Consider the following 13,833-nt stretch of genomic DNA (forward strand, 5'->3'; position numbering starts at 1 on the left):
ATGGATATCAATATAAACGAACAGATCGAAAATCCACTTTTAAACAGAACAGAAGTACGCTTCGAATGCACATACCAGGGAGAATCTACTCCAAAGATTCTTGACGTTAAAAACAGACTTGTAGCACTCTTAAACGTTGACAAAAACCTTCTGGTTGTGGACAGTGTCAAACCATCTTACGGTGAAGGTAAAGCAGTTGGATATGCAAAACTTTACGATTCAGAGGAAAACCTCGCTAAAATCGAAACAAAGCATGTTATATCCAAAAACAAAGAACCTGAAAAGGAATCTGAAGAGGAAGCTGAGGAATAATTGGGATTGGAACAATCCACACATTCCAAATATTCTTTTTCAAAAAAGATATCAAATTGATTCTGATTGATTGAAATCAATTTTAATTGAAATCAAATTTTCAATGAAATAAATTATTTCACTGAGACGAATTATCTCAATGAAATAAGTTCAATATCATTTATTTATAAAAATTAATCTATAATTAAAACCCAAGGGAGGATGTATCTATGAAAAAATACCAGCTTTACGAAGTTAAGGATAACAAGATCATAAGGAAAAACCCAGAGTGTGTAAGATGTTCCCACGGAGTCTTTATGGCTGACCACGGAGACAGGTACGCATGTGGAAGATGCGGTTACACCCAGTGGAAAAAGGATAAGAAATAGATTTAAAAGCTTAAATTTAAAAAACATCCAAAATTCAACTAAACATAAGTTGAATAACTTAAATTTCTTTATTTTTATTAATTTTTAATTCAACAAATTTTCAGGTGAACTTTTTGAATCTCAGATCTGGAAGATTAAAAGGAAAGATGACAAGCGATGCTGCATCATTCACATCATCCATGGAATTTGATAAACGCATATTCCTGGCAGATATTAAATGTAACGTTGCACACACAACCATGCTCAAGGAACAGGGCATAATACCCTCTGAAAATGCTGATAAGATAGTTGAAGCCCTTCATGACCTTGAATCTGAGGGAATAGATGCCCTTAACCTGGACCCCTCGGTTGAGGATATACACATGGCCCTTGAAAATTACGTCACTGCCAGGATAGGCGAAAGGGCAGGCTTCATGCACACGGGTAAATCCCGAAACGACCAGGTTGCAACGGACTTAAGGCTAGTTCTTAAGGAGGAGCTAGATGAAATCAAAATGGATCTCCTGGATTTCATAGGCACCATCCTTGACATTGCATCAGAGAACACTGAAACCATCATGGTTGGGTACACCCACCTCCAGCATGCACAGCCAACGACCTTTGCCCACCACATTCTGGCCTATGCAAATGAACTTAGAAGGGATTACGAAAGACTTGTCGATGCCTATAAAAGGGTTGATATGTGTCCCCTTGGTGCTGCAGCCATGACAACAACGAGTTTTCCAATAGACCGTGAAAGAACAATGGAACTTCTGGGTTTTTCAAGACTCATGGAAAACTCCATAGATGCAGTTAGTTCCAGGGACTTCATGGCAGAAACCATATTTGCACTGTCCATGCTTGCATCAAATCTAAGTAAGATCTGTGAGGAACTCATTCTATGGAGCACGTACGAATTTGGTATGGTCGAAATATCCAATGAGTACTCTTCAACATCCTCAATAATGCCTCAGAAGAAGAATCCTGATGTTGCAGAGATTGGAAGGGCAAAAACTGGTGTGCTATATGGGGAGCTTGTTGCAGTCATGAGTATACTGAAGGCCCTACCCCACAGCTACAACCGTGACCTTCAGGAAGTGACACCTCACCTGTGGAACAGTGTAGATACTGCACGATCCATGCTGAATATAACACACCACATGCTGGCCTCCATCGAGTTCAATGCTGAACGTGGAAGGGAACTTGCAAACTCCAACTTCGCAGCTGCAACAGAACTAGCAGACCTTATGGTGAAGGAAAAAAATATGCCGTTCCGTGTTGCACATCAAATAGTGGGCAGAACAGTCACAGAAGCCATTGAAAAAGGAATAAAACCTGCAGAAATAGATTCTGATTTCCTTGATGAAGTTTCAATGGAGATACATAGCAAACCACTCGGAATTGATGATGAACTGGTTAAGAGGGCCCTTGACCCCTACGAGATCGTTAAAACCCGAAGGGCAATTGGTGGATCCTCACCAGAAGCTGTGGAAGAGGTTATAAAGAGGTTGAGAAACTTTTTGAAGGAGGAAGGTTTTAATTAACTCTTCTTTCCATTAAAACCCTTTTTTGTTATTTTAATCAAATTTGTATGACATTCTTTAACGTTTTGCATCCAATATATTCTCTTCTAAATTTTATTCTTATTTTATTCTATAAATTAAAAATTTAAAAAAAATAAGAGAAAACCTTCTTTTACGGGATATCTTCTTGATATGAATTAAAAACTTAAAGAAATCTTAATTAAAAAGTTAAAGAATCTTTAAAAAAATAAGCCCCACAAAAAATAGAATCCCTGAAAAATATTTTTTAAAATCGTTTTATTTAAGCAGATCCATCCTCTTCCATGTAACCACAATTGTAACAGTACCAAAATCCATCAGATTCATTGTAGAACATTGGATATCCGCAGTTTGGACATATTCTGTCCATCGAACCACCCCGTTTTAGTAACAGAACTTAAACATCACATCCATATGATTTCATAATACCTATATAGGATTGATTACAAAATATATTCCCATGGAAAACGATACAACACGTGAGATACTGGGAATAATTGCAATCATACTCGGTGTTTTGATGATCATTTATCCACAGCTTGTGGGGTATCTGGTTGGAATATTCCTGGTGATATACGGAATACTGACACTAATCAAATAAAGGATTAGAGGGTTCTCATTATAAGGCTAAGGGCTTCACCAGGCTCAAGAACACCAGCCCGTGTTTCCCTTAAAACCCTTTGAATAGAAAACCTGCGCATGTGTGGATGCCGCTTGTGCACCTCATTGATGAGGGGACATCCATAAGCTCCGCGGCTTTCAATTCCAAACCTACCTGCCAGATCCTTTGTTTCACCCTTGGTTGCAGAGAGCATTGCAGGCATGTTAATTCTCCATATGCCATCCTTTAGGAGGATTGACTGCGACCCTGTGGATAGGAAATCTCCAAATATTACAAAGGGAACTTTCATTTTATTAGCGTAAGCCATAACCTCATTTTCAATGGTACCAGAGCACTTTCCACATGGATGTATCTTTCCCTCAAGTGCATCATCCACAACCGCCTTCATATCCGCAGCCACGTATTCATGGGGCACTTCCAGGCTTTCTGAGAGATTTTCAACACTTTTCTGGAAGTACCTTGGAAGTACGATGTCACCAGGATTCACTGTAACTGCAACTGGATTGAATCCCATGAATTTGGCAATTACAAGGGAGGCACTGCTGTCCACTCCACCAGAAAGTGCAACCACTGCCCTATGATCACGAGCTTCATCTAATTCTTCTGACTGCAGCTTTAAAGGATTAAAATCATTTAAAGTGGAATCAAGTCCATATATGTTTTCAATTCTTTTTTCAAGAAGATTCTGAAGATTTTTTAGGGGAATTCTGTCTTCTGGGTTGAAGTCTGGTGTGATGTTCTTCAACTTTTCCAGTGCAAGTTCCATTCTGTACCTTTTAATGAGCATGTCTGAGTAAGCTTCAACATGGATGGAGTTTGCACCGAGTTCTTCCCTCAACCTTCCAACAACCCATCCTCCCTTCCCAATAACTGCAGATTTTTCCGGTCGATCTGGTGTTACAATTGTGATGTCACGGGTTTCTGGATTGAAGATCACCTTCTCAAGGGAAAAACCGAGTTCATTCCACAGATCCAGGTTCAGATCATCTGCTGAAATTTCACCATCAACAACGGGTTTTAAAAGTTTCTTCAATACAGATACACTTTCTTCTACTTCTCGCTTCATGAAAAAAACCTTGTTCGTTTCTGTCTTTCTTTTCTTTCTTTTTTTACTGTAAACTTTAAATTTATACTGTAAATTATTAATTATGACTTATTTTAAACTCTTAGGTACTGAATACTGTTAACTCTTAATTTTACTACCCAACAGTGCAAGGCTTTGATTACTCTTTTAATCAACTGCTCTTAGTTATCTTGTGTAAACTCCCATGAGCTGGCCCTCATCCAGAATGTGTCCCACCATTGCATCCAAAAGTTCCTGGCGCTTTATGAGGGATGGAAGATTTATCATGGTGTCAAGGGCATAAACCTTGAAGTAGTACCTGTGAGTTCCCCCTGGAGGGCATGGTCCCCTGTATCCAACTGTTCCAAAATCGTTCATGCCCTGTCTGGCACCATTTTCAAGTTCCTCCCGTTCCATGACCCATTCTGGAAGTTCTCTGCAGTCCGGGGGCAGGTTGAAAAGCACCCAGTGACTCCATGTACCTGAAGGTGCATCTGGATCTTCACATACAACTGCAATACTCTCTGCACCACCTGGAATGTTCTTCCACTGAAGCTCTGGGGAAACATTAACATCGGTACATGTGTACCTGTTTGGTATAGGCTCTCCTTCTCTAAAAGCTGTACTTTCAACTTCAATTGTCATCTAAATCACATCCATCCAATGTGTAAATATTTTAAACTATGAAACCTAAACATTTAGTCAAGTGAATTATCCATATTAATTTTTATCCCATGTGTCTATTGAATTATATGTTTAACCTTGGGTAGGTCTTTGATCCTTGAGTAGTGTTCTCAATTTTTTATGTAAAATCCGTTAAAATTTTGTTTTAAAATTGTTTACTTGCGGAATAAGTTGATTTTAAAGGCTTTTTTATTCAATAATTTTTTTTAAAGAATATTTTCGGTATTTAAAAGGTTTATTAAGTATCTCCTTTTATTTTTATATGTAATATCATTACTTTAAAAAAAATAGCAAATCCTGATGTATAACGAAGTTTTTTAATAGGAAATATTGTCCCAAAAGTTATCATGAAAAAATTTAGACCACAATAATTTATAAGAAATATCCATTTCAGCTTTCTGAATTTTTTGAATTGATACTGAATTTTTCATTGGAGGATAGGAACTGTGGATCATGATCCATGGGATCAAAAACTCTATCATGACAGATATTTAATTAAAGTTTTCATTGATGACACAATGACTGTAAGAGTTTCCAATAAGCAATAAATCGACAAATTTAAATACTATGGGGTCTTAATAATTGAATGAGGTGGTATATATGACTGAATTACCAATTGCTCCAGTCGGAAGAATCATTAAAAATGCTGGTGCTCCAAGAGTCAGTGATGACGCAAGGGACGAATTAGCAAAAGTACTGGAAGAAACAGGCGAAAAAATTGCAGCAGACGCTGTTAAACTAGCAAAACACGCTGGCAGAAAGACAGTTAAAGCATCAGACATAGAAATGGCACTAAAAGCATTATAACTTTGCCCAATTTCTTTCTTTAACATTTTAATTTTTTTTAAAGGCTAAATGATTATGGAACATCTCTTTTTATCAGGAAATAGTCATAATAAATGACAGCTATAACAAAACTCAACCGGGTTATCCATAATTTTTTCAGTACCCTGAGTGTGAGCCATAACATCATCCATGGAAATACTTACAAATAAATTGTGTCTGAAAATGTATTTTTGAAAAGTAATTTTATTTATTGTGGTTTACAAATATCATATGAAACCCGTAAAGATTTAATTAATTGTAACTTATTTAAACTCATTTTATGGTGATGAATTTTGACAAGGATATCAATATTGGATCATGATAGATGCCAACCAAAAAAATGCAACTACGTCTGCATAGAATACTGTCCAGGCGTTAGAATGGAAGAAGACACAATAACAATTGATGAAAAAACTAAAAAACCCATAATGTCCGAGGAGTTATGTGCAGGGTGTGGTATATGTACCAACAGATGTCCTTTCAATGCTGTGAGTATCATAAACCTTCCTGAAGCTCTTGACGAACCCATACACCGTTACGGCCAGAACATGTTCGAGCTCTTTGGTCTCCCCAACATCAAGGAAGGTTCAGTTGTGGGAATACTGGGACCCAACGGTATTGGAAAATCAACCATCATAAGAATTCTTTCAGGTGAGTTGAAACCCAACCTTGGAAATTACGATGAAGAAACCTCATGGGAAGAGATTATAGACTATTTCAAGGGTTCACAGCTCCAGTCATACTTCAAAAAACTTTCAAATGGAGATATAAAAGTTGTGCACAAGCCACAGATGGTTGATCTTCTCCCGAAGGTTGTTAAGGGTAAGGTCAGAACACTGCTTGAGGGTGTGGATGAGAGGGGTGCAATGGATGAAACCCTGGATACCCTTGAGATACGCTCAATAATGGACAGAGATATCTCAAAACTCAGTGGAGGAGAACTGCAGAGGGTTGCAATAGCTGCAGCAGTTCTAAGAGAAGCGGATTTCTACTACTTCGACGAACCAACAAGCTGGCTTGATGTGAAGCAGCGTTTGAACGCTGTTAAAATTATAAGAAGTCTTGCAGATGCTGGAAAATCAGTTATGGTAATAGAGCACGACCTGGCTGTTCTGGATGCAATTTCAGATTACGTGCACCTCTTATATGGTCAACCTGGAGGATATGGTGTTGTCTCCCAGATGAGGGGAGTTAGAGTTGGTATAAATGCATACCTCCATGGATTTTTAAGGGAGGAAAACATCCGTATCAGGAAGCAACCCATCGTTTTTGATGTGAAACCCCCAGCCCAGGAAATTGAGGCTGAGGTTCTTGCAGAGTACTCAACCATCAAAAAGTCCTACGAGGGATTTTCACTTGAAGCTGAAGCAGGCCAGGTTCAGCATGATGAGATAATAACCGCCTTCGGTCCAAACGGTATAGGTAAAACCACATTCGCAAAGATACTTGCAAAGGTCACCAAACCAGACAGTGGAAAGATCAGCAAGAAGATAAAAATTGCCTACAAGCCACAGTACCTTGCATCAGACTTTGATGGTACTGTCCAGGAACTTCTGATAACATCTGCACCTAACTACGGTACGAACATCTTCAAAACAGAGATAGTTAAGCCTTTCTCCCTTGATGATATAATGGACAAGGATGTTGGAGATCTGAGTGGTGGTGAGCTTCAGCGGCTTTCCATTGCAATAACACTCTCCATGGATGCTGAGGTGTACCTCTTCGACGAGCCAACAGCATTTTTAGATGTTGAACAGAGACTCAGGGCTGCTAAGGCCATAAGAAGAGCTGTTGAAAGCAGGAATGCTGCTTCCATCATAGTTGACCATGATATAGTGTTCATAGATTACATATCAGACCGTGCAATGGTTTTCTACGGTGAACCTGGAGTTGAGGGACATGCAAGCAAACCAATGGACCTGCGCTCTGCAATGAACAGTTTCCTCTCAGATGTTGGAATAACCTTCCGCCGTGACAAAGAAACTAAAAGACCACGTGTCAACAAGTTCGGAAGTTATCTGGACCGTGAACAGAAGGAAAAAGGAGAATACTATTATCTGGAGAGCTGAAACTTCAACCAGTTCTTCTTTTTGAAGTATTACGTTTCCATTTACCCTTTTGAAGCCTGAACTCAATTTAAACTTCAATTTTTTTTTCAAATTTTTAAAATAAATTTTTTTAAATATTATTTCTGATTTTTAAAAATTTTATATGTTAAAAAAGATCTTTTACTTCTACTTTGCCTAAAAAGAATTTATAAATAAAACAAATGATAATTAGCTCCTAAAATTAAAATAAAATAAATAATAAAAAATTATTTTTATAATAGATTAATTTTAAGTAATTCAATGCAAAATTGGCCTTTAAAATTATCTAGTTAAAATTTTATCTAGTTAAGATTATCTTGTTTAAAAATTAAGTTTTCAAATTAAAAAAAGAGATTTTTTTTATGTTTCCTTTGTTGTACGTTAAAAAAAAAATGAAGTATAAAAAAATAAAATCTTATTTAGATTTTATAGCATCTATGGCCTTCAGGAACTCTTCCCCAAAGTACTCAACCTGTTCTGTTGGTATTGAGTAGCTCACACGCAGGTATCTGTGTCCGAAGAGTTTGCTTGTGTAAGATCCTTCCCTTGTGAAGATCTTCCTGTCCAGGAGGTAGTTTGCAACATCCATTGGTTTTATTCCTGCATCATAAAGGTCTATTGCCATCATGTTACCATCTGATGGGTAGACTGGGATGAATGCTCCCTCAACCTGGTCAACTGCTTCCTTGATTATCTTCTGGTTACCCCTGGTGGTGTTCCTGATGCGGTCAAGCCATTCTGGTTTGGTTTTAAGGGCTGCTATTGCACCGTGCTGTGCAACAACGTTGGTTCCTAAGTCGTTTATCACGATACTTCTTATTGAGTTTATAACCTCTGGAATTCCTATTATTCCACCGATCCTCATGCCTGCCATTCCATAGATCTTGGAGAAGCTGTATATGGTGATGGTGTGTTCAGGTGCGTAGTTAGCCATCAAATGATGATCCCTTGCAAAATCACGGTAGGTGATGTCATGTAACAGGTAGATGTCATTGTCCTCTGCAATATCTGCAAACTCCTTTAACTCCTCCTTGGTGTAGCATGATCCAAGTGGGTTTAATGGATCGATGAGTATCACCAGTTTGGTGTTATCGTCCATGTTCTCCCTGACAAGGTCCGGTGTGAGTTTGTAACCGCACTCCTGGTTGTAGATTGGAACTGATTTTACATGGTCTCCGAACCTGCTTGCGAAGTTGTCTATTATGAGGTAGCCTGGGTCAGAGGTTATGGTGTTGTTCTCTGGCTCCAGAATGTCGTTGGCGCAAAGGTACAGAGATTCTGTACCACCTGCAGTTATGAGAATGTCAAACCTGCCATCGTTGAGTCCAAGATCCTCCAGTACAAGTTCCTTCAGTTCAGGGAATCCTTCTGGAGGTGGGTATTTGCAGTAGTTTCTCTTTCTGATACTGCCCATCATGGCGTTCATAATTCCGTTTTCATCATGAAGGTGGTTGGTGTTTTGACCCATCCAGATCATGTCTTCGTCGTTGTAAACGTAATTGAAAAATTCGTTGGGTGTTTTAAAACCCTTTGGTATCATCTTTGCAGCTTTTGCATACTTCTTAGGTGAAATCATACATCTCACAACACAATCGTATCTATAATTATCTTAAAAAAGCAGATAACCCTTAGAATTATTAAATGCTTAAAAATACGGTTTTATCCTCTCAAACAAATATTTTTTTATATTTAATATCTCTTTAGTGTATCTTTTTTTAGGTGTATCAACCAAAACAGGAAAATTACCTTTGCCCGTTTTGAACAATAAGTTTTCTAAAATCTATCTTCTTACATCAATTGATATTTAATGGTTTATACCATTACCAATCTTTCTTTTTTATTTTGTATTGACATGATTTAAAATTATCTATTCCCCACAACTTAATCAGTTGATGCATTTTATTTCCAGTATTTCATTTTTGATTTTATAGTTGATTTTATTGATTTTATTGATTTTATAAAAAAATTGATTTTATAAAGTTATTATTTAATTATATTTTATAAAAAGTTCCCAAAGGTATGTTTGGATGAACACTGCAGAACATCTTAAAATAATGCTAAATGGATGAAGTATTATGTAATCATTCCAGTCCATGATCAACTATTCTGAAACGCGCCCTGAGCCCTTCAGGCCGGCTTCTGTGGCGTTTCAAAACTGCAAAACGTTCACCGCTGCCGTTGATCCTCACAACCTCAACCATGATCTTGCTCCAGTACTTGAGTATGGTACCTCCAACCGGTTCTATCATACTGTCTGTACCGTCAGCATCAAAAACAGAGTAAATTTGGTTGGTTATCACAATTGCAACGTTGTTTTTCCTTGCAATCCTTGAGAGTCTTCCCATTTGCTTTCCAAGCTCCCTGTTCATCTGTTTGGATTCTCCATCCTTCAGCCTGTAAAGTGCAACTGCAGAATCCAGCACAACAAGTTCAACTTTCTCCTTTCCAGAATCTATGTGGTTTTCAATTTTTTCCAAAACTTCGTTCTGTTCCCTGAAGGTTGTGGGTTCCAGGATCATGATGTTAGATGCAAAACTATCGAAATTTCCGTTTGATATCTGTTTTACCCTTTCTATTGAAAATCCACCTTCTGTGTCTACAAATATGGCTTTACCACCATTTTTTGCACACTGTACAACAAGCTGCAGAGCTATGTTGGTTTTACCCGAACCTGGAGGGCCGTAAAACTGGGTTAAACATCCCCTTTCAACACCTCCCCCCAGCATGTTGTCTATGGGTGATGCTGTGGGTATTTTGCTCTTTTCTTCAAGGTTGGATAAAACTTTCAAGATATTTACTCCTTCTAAAAATTCATTTTCATGACACCCATAGTATTTGATTTAAGTTTTACAGATGTTCATGGGTTTAATTAAGAATTTATTATTTAAAATATTTTTTGTAATATTTCTTTTCTGATTCTTCTATGAGATAAATTTGTTAACTCCATAAAAATAGATTTGCCCCTAGAATCCACCAGATTTTTTTAATAAAAAAATTTTTAAATTTCATAAAAGATATATTAAGATCACAAGACTTGTAGTTCCATGGAGATTTTTATTGAAATTTCAGTAGATAAACTTAAACACACCATTTTAACGTACGTACCTATTAAGCTGAAATCTCCAACGTTCCACCGGGCATGAAACCCTATTAATTTTGAGGAGTTAAATTCAGGAGTGTGAAATAAATGGACGTGGTTTTAATAAATCCCTGTGATGAAAATGCCGTGAAGAATTGTTTAGGCTTCAAGGTTCCTCCACTGAATCTCATGTACCTTGCTGCATCCCTTGAAAAAGCAGAGTTATCTGTTAAAATACTGGATGATGATATCATGCAGATGGGTGAGGAGAAGATCACACAGATGGTTTCAAAGATGGATCCATCCATCGTGGGGCTTACAGCCAGCACATCCAACATAAAAAAAGCATTGAAATATGCTGAAAGTGTGAAAAAAGCACTTCCTAATTCAATTACCATGATAGGAGGTCCTCACACAACGTTCATCCCAGTTGAAACCCTCCAGGAAAATGAATGCCTGGATGTGGTTGTTGTTGGTGAGGGTGAAGAAACCGTTGTTGATCTGGCTGAAAAATACTTAAAGTATGGTATAACCTGCTTAAATGATGTTAAAGGCATAGTTTACAGGGATAAGAAAGGCGTGATTCAAGTGACACAACCAAGGCCTTTGATTAAAGACTTGGATTCCCTTCCATTCCCTGCACGTCACCTTGTACCCTTTGATGCCTATGGCGTTTCAAAGGATCAAGAGGGTGACATGATAACAAGCAGGGGATGTGTTTATTCCTGCGGCTACTGTTCCTCCTCACTGATAATGGGGAAAAGATTCCGCTCAAGAAGTCCTGAAAATGTTGTTGACGAAGTTGAAGAACTCGTGGACAGCTACAAAATCAGAAACATAGCCTTCCTCGACGACACCTTCATGATGAACAAGCGCCGTGCAGGTGAAATAGCCGATGAAATAAATTTAAGGGGCCTTGATGTAAGTTACGTTGCATCATCAAGGGTTGATATGGTTAATAAGGTACTTCTCGCCAAACTGAAAAGTTCAGGAATGAGCACCCTTTACTATGGAGTGGAGTCAGGTTCACAGAGAGTTTTAGACCTTATGAAGAAGGGAATCACATTAAAACAGGCCGAAGATGCTGTTAAATCTGCAAAAGATGAAGGTATAAAGGTTTTGACCTCCTTTATCCTGGGTTTCCCTGGGGAAACTGCAGAAGAAATGGATAAAACAATTGATTTTTCAATTAAGTTGAATGCAGATTACAGTCAGTACTCAATATTAACTCCATTCCCTGGAACGCCAATTTACCATGAACTTAAGGCTAAAAAACTCCTGGACACAGAGAACTGGGATAAATACACAGTTCTGAAATCTGTTATAAATTACAACGACCTGGGGCTGAGCAAGAAGTTTGTGGAACGAAAACTGGCAAAAGCCTACCTAAAATTTTACACAAGACCTAAATATTTACTTGAACATAGAAACATGTTCAAGGTAATGGTTGAAACTATTTTTAGAAGTTTTGTACTTCCTAAATTCAAAAATGGAACCAGTGATGGATGGTACCATGATTTGAACAGCCAAATGCCATGAGAATACCTGAGAAATTTAAATTTGATTTCAAAAGATTCCAAAAAAAGTTAGATCATGTATTCCTGATACATTCATGTATTTTCAGATATAATTCATGTATTTTTATTTATCAGGAATTTAACACTGAAACATCCACAAAAACCATTTAAAAGGAGTATTTTGTTGATTAATTTTTACAGATCGATTGATTTTGGAATTATTTGAGTGGAATTATTTGATCTTCTCAATTATCTCATCAAAAAGTTCTACCCCCGAACCCCTGCGAATCACTGAAGGAGGACGACAAGTTAAATCAACAACCGTTGATGGTAAGCTTTCTTTAAACGTTCCTGCATCTAAGATAAGGTCAACCGATCCACCAATCTGTTTATAAACCCCTTCTGAGGATTCTGGAACCTTCATGCCTGATATGTTGGCACTTGTGGCTGTTACCGGAAATTCTCGTGAAAGTTCCATTGAAACTCTACTGTCAGGTATTCTGACACCAATTTTAGCTTCACCTGCAGTTAAAGTTGAGCTTATGCATTCTTTTTTGTTTAAAATCAGCGTGAACGGACCCGGAAGAAGTTTCCTCACAATTTTTTCAGTTTCACTGTCCATGTAAGCAACTTTTGAAATGGATTCAACTTTGGGGAGGCAAACTGAAAGCGGCTTCGATCTCGATCGTTTTTTGATACTGAAAACCCTTTCAACAGCATCCTCATTGAATATGTTGACACCAATACCATAAAGGGTGTCTGTTGGATAAACAACAACTCCTCCTTCCCTTAGTATATTAAGTGCAAGTTCAATTTTATCTTTTTCAGGTTTTTGAGGGTTAATTTTAATCAGCTTCATCTCATCATCTTTATTTTATATTTAATTGGGATCATCTTTAATTTGGAAAAAATACTTATGAATTTCGATACATTAATTGATCCAAATGATTCATATAATTTTTTTTTGGATTTTCTAAAAAAAGGATTTTCTAAAAAAAGATTCCAAAAAAATGGATCTGAAAAATCCATGAAATCCAAATCAAAAGTATATATCTAACTCCACCTATAACTAGAGGTATGCTGAACAGACTACGACCCAATGTCAAGAAATTCATAGACCCCCTAGCCAAGAGAATAAACGTAAATCCCAATGTACTGACCATTTTAGGGTTGATTGTGAGCATTCTATCAGGATTCATGTTCGCGGTAGGTGATCTCCTGCTTGGAGCAGCCATGATACTTCTGGGTGGCTTTGTTGACATGCTCGATGGTGCTGTTGCACGTAACAATTCATCCAAAACAAAGTTTGGAGGAATTTTAGACTCCACATCAGACAGATTTGCAGACGCAGCAATAATAATTGGTATAATGTATGGTGGCTTTGTAAACCCACTCATTGGTGCCCTTGCAATTCATGCATCCCTAACTGTGAGCTACGTCCGGGCAAGAGCTGAATCTGAGGGAATCAGCTGCAGTGTTGGATTCGCTGAAAGGGCTGAACGTTTGATCATAGTAGTTGCAGGAGCCATTTTAAGCGTTGTTTTCCATGAAAACATGATCCTGTATGGAGCAGTTGTTCTTATAATGATTTTAGGATATTTAACTGTCTTCCAAAGGGTTTATCATTCCTGGAAAGAACTGAAAGGACAATGAAGTACGTGATTAAAGTAAAAAGTTGATGATTTATTTTTTTTATTCCATTATTTTTGAGTTGAACCTCACAGATGGATTTTTT

14 protein-coding genes are annotated in these 13,833 nt (G+C 37.6%); 8 read left to right on the forward strand and 6 right to left on the reverse strand.

Annotation, left to right across the window (positions count from 1 at the left end):
• The 3 genes from MCBB_RS08000 to argH all read left to right on the forward strand — a co-directional run bounded on the left by MCBB_RS08000 (position 1) and on the right by argH (position 2,203).
• Entirely contained in the window at positions 1 to 312 is a 312-nt protein-coding gene (locus tag MCBB_RS08000; RefSeq protein ID WP_071907266.1) for a 30S ribosomal protein S24e, read from the forward strand.
• A 209-nt stretch (positions 313 to 521) separates the two neighbouring features.
• A complete protein-coding gene (locus MCBB_RS08005) occupies positions 522 to 680 on the forward strand; it encodes a 30S ribosomal protein S27ae (protein WP_071907267.1) in 159 nt (52 codons plus the stop codon).
• 113 nt (positions 681 to 793) lie between these two features.
• Positions 794 to 2,203, forward strand: coding sequence for an argininosuccinate lyase (gene argH / locus MCBB_RS08010; RefSeq protein ID WP_071907268.1), 1,410 nt, complete (start codon positions 794 to 796; stop codon positions 2,201 to 2,203).
• Between the two features lie 280 nt (positions 2,204 to 2,483).
• Here the strand turns inward: argH and MCBB_RS11960 are convergent, their stop codons facing one another.
• The gene (locus MCBB_RS11960) at positions 2,484 to 2,615 is read right to left on the reverse strand and encodes a TFIIB-type zinc ribbon-containing protein (RefSeq protein WP_269455000.1); all 132 of its coding nucleotides are present in this window, start codon (positions 2,613 to 2,615) and stop codon (positions 2,484 to 2,486) included.
• A 66-nt stretch (positions 2,616 to 2,681) separates the two neighbouring features.
• On the opposite strand from MCBB_RS11960, the gene MCBB_RS12130 reads away from it, so the two are divergent.
• Entirely contained in the window at positions 2,682 to 2,822 is a 141-nt protein-coding gene (locus MCBB_RS12130; protein ID WP_171899114.1) for a hypothetical protein, read from the forward strand.
• A gap of 4 nt (positions 2,823 to 2,826) precedes the next feature.
• On the opposite strand, the gene MCBB_RS08020 is transcribed toward MCBB_RS12130, so the two are convergent.
• Positions 2,827 to 3,909 carry an ATPase gene (locus tag MCBB_RS08020; protein ID WP_071907270.1) on the reverse strand — a complete coding sequence of 361 codons (1,083 nt, stop codon included), beginning with the start codon at positions 3,907 to 3,909 and terminating at the stop codon, positions 2,827 to 2,829.
• A 183-nt stretch (positions 3,910 to 4,092) separates the two neighbouring features.
• Positions 4,093 to 4,551, reverse strand: coding sequence for a YbhB/YbcL family Raf kinase inhibitor-like protein (locus MCBB_RS08025; protein ID WP_071907271.1), 459 nt, complete (start codon positions 4,549 to 4,551; stop codon positions 4,093 to 4,095).
• A 639-nt stretch (positions 4,552 to 5,190) separates the two neighbouring features.
• On the opposite strand from MCBB_RS08025, the gene MCBB_RS08030 reads away from it, so the two are divergent.
• Positions 5,191 to 5,397 carry a histone family protein gene (locus tag MCBB_RS08030; protein WP_071907272.1) on the forward strand — a complete coding sequence of 69 codons (207 nt, stop codon included), beginning with the start codon at positions 5,191 to 5,193 and terminating at the stop codon, positions 5,395 to 5,397.
• A 311-nt stretch (positions 5,398 to 5,708) separates the two neighbouring features.
• On the forward strand, positions 5,709 to 7,484 hold the full coding sequence (locus MCBB_RS08035) for a ribosome biogenesis/translation initiation ATPase RLI (protein ID WP_071907273.1): 1,776 nt from the start codon (positions 5,709 to 5,711) through the stop codon (positions 7,482 to 7,484).
• 433 nt (positions 7,485 to 7,917) lie between these two features.
• Here MCBB_RS08035 and MCBB_RS08040 read toward each other — a convergent pair whose 3' ends face one another.
• Both MCBB_RS08040 and radB read right to left on the reverse strand, forming a co-directional pair.
• Positions 7,918 to 9,078 (reverse strand): pyridoxal phosphate-dependent aminotransferase, encoded by a 1,161-nt coding sequence (locus MCBB_RS08040; protein ID WP_071907274.1) that lies wholly within the window; start codon positions 9,076 to 9,078, stop codon positions 7,918 to 7,920.
• Positions 9,079 to 9,583: 505 nt separating this feature from the next.
• Positions 9,584 to 10,291, reverse strand: coding sequence for a DNA repair and recombination protein RadB (radB, locus tag MCBB_RS08045; RefSeq protein WP_171899115.1), 708 nt, complete (start codon positions 10,289 to 10,291; stop codon positions 9,584 to 9,586).
• A 398-nt stretch (positions 10,292 to 10,689) separates the two neighbouring features.
• Here radB and MCBB_RS08050 point away from each other — a divergent pair, with 398 nt between their 5' ends.
• Positions 10,690 to 12,120 (forward strand): B12-binding domain-containing radical SAM protein, encoded by a 1,431-nt coding sequence (locus MCBB_RS08050; protein WP_071907276.1) that lies wholly within the window; start codon positions 10,690 to 10,692, stop codon positions 12,118 to 12,120.
• Between the two features lie 210 nt (positions 12,121 to 12,330).
• Here MCBB_RS08050 and MCBB_RS08055 read toward each other — a convergent pair whose 3' ends face one another.
• A complete protein-coding gene (locus MCBB_RS08055) occupies positions 12,331 to 12,957 on the reverse strand; it encodes an L-threonylcarbamoyladenylate synthase (protein ID WP_071907277.1) in 627 nt (208 codons plus the stop codon).
• A gap of 218 nt (positions 12,958 to 13,175) precedes the next feature.
• Here MCBB_RS08055 and pgsA point away from each other — a divergent pair, with 218 nt between their 5' ends.
• A complete protein-coding gene (gene pgsA, locus MCBB_RS08060) occupies positions 13,176 to 13,751 on the forward strand; it encodes an archaetidylinositol phosphate synthase (protein WP_071907278.1) in 576 nt (191 codons plus the stop codon).
• Positions 13,752 to 13,833: the final 82 nt, after the last annotated feature.

The organism is Methanobacterium congolense, from assembly GCF_900095295.1.
Taxonomy (GTDB): Archaea; Methanobacteriota; Methanobacteria; order Methanobacteriales; family Methanobacteriaceae; genus Methanobacterium_C; species Methanobacterium_C congolense.

Bases quoted from the DNA above. Each gene is read 5' to 3' on its own strand.
- MCBB_RS12130 (WP_171899114.1), top strand. From the start codon at position 2,682: ATGGAAAACGATACAACACGTGAGATACTGGGAATAATTGCAATCATA.
- MCBB_RS08025 (WP_071907271.1), bottom strand. From the start codon at position 4,551: ATGACAATTGAAGTTGAAAGTACAGCTTTTAGAGAAGGAGAGCCTATA.
- MCBB_RS08020 (WP_071907270.1), bottom strand. From the start codon at position 3,909: ATGAAGCGAGAAGTAGAAGAAAGTGTATCTGTATTGAAGAAACTTTTA.
- pgsA (WP_071907278.1), top strand. From the start codon at position 13,176: ATGCTGAACAGACTACGACCCAATGTCAAGAAATTCATAGACCCCCTA.
- MCBB_RS08030 (WP_071907272.1), top strand. From the start codon at position 5,191: ATGACTGAATTACCAATTGCTCCAGTCGGAAGAATCATTAAAAATGCT.
- MCBB_RS08055 (WP_071907277.1), bottom strand. From the start codon at position 12,957: ATGAAGCTGATTAAAATTAACCCTCAAAAACCTGAAAAAGATAAAATT.
- MCBB_RS08000 (WP_071907266.1), top strand. From the start codon at position 1: ATGGATATCAATATAAACGAACAGATCGAAAATCCACTTTTAAACAGA.
- MCBB_RS08040 (WP_071907274.1), bottom strand. From the start codon at position 9,078: ATGATTTCACCTAAGAAGTATGCAAAAGCTGCAAAGATGATACCAAAG.
- MCBB_RS08050 (WP_071907276.1), top strand. From the start codon at position 10,690: ATGGACGTGGTTTTAATAAATCCCTGTGATGAAAATGCCGTGAAGAAT.
- MCBB_RS08005 (WP_071907267.1), top strand. From the start codon at position 522: ATGAAAAAATACCAGCTTTACGAAGTTAAGGATAACAAGATCATAAGG.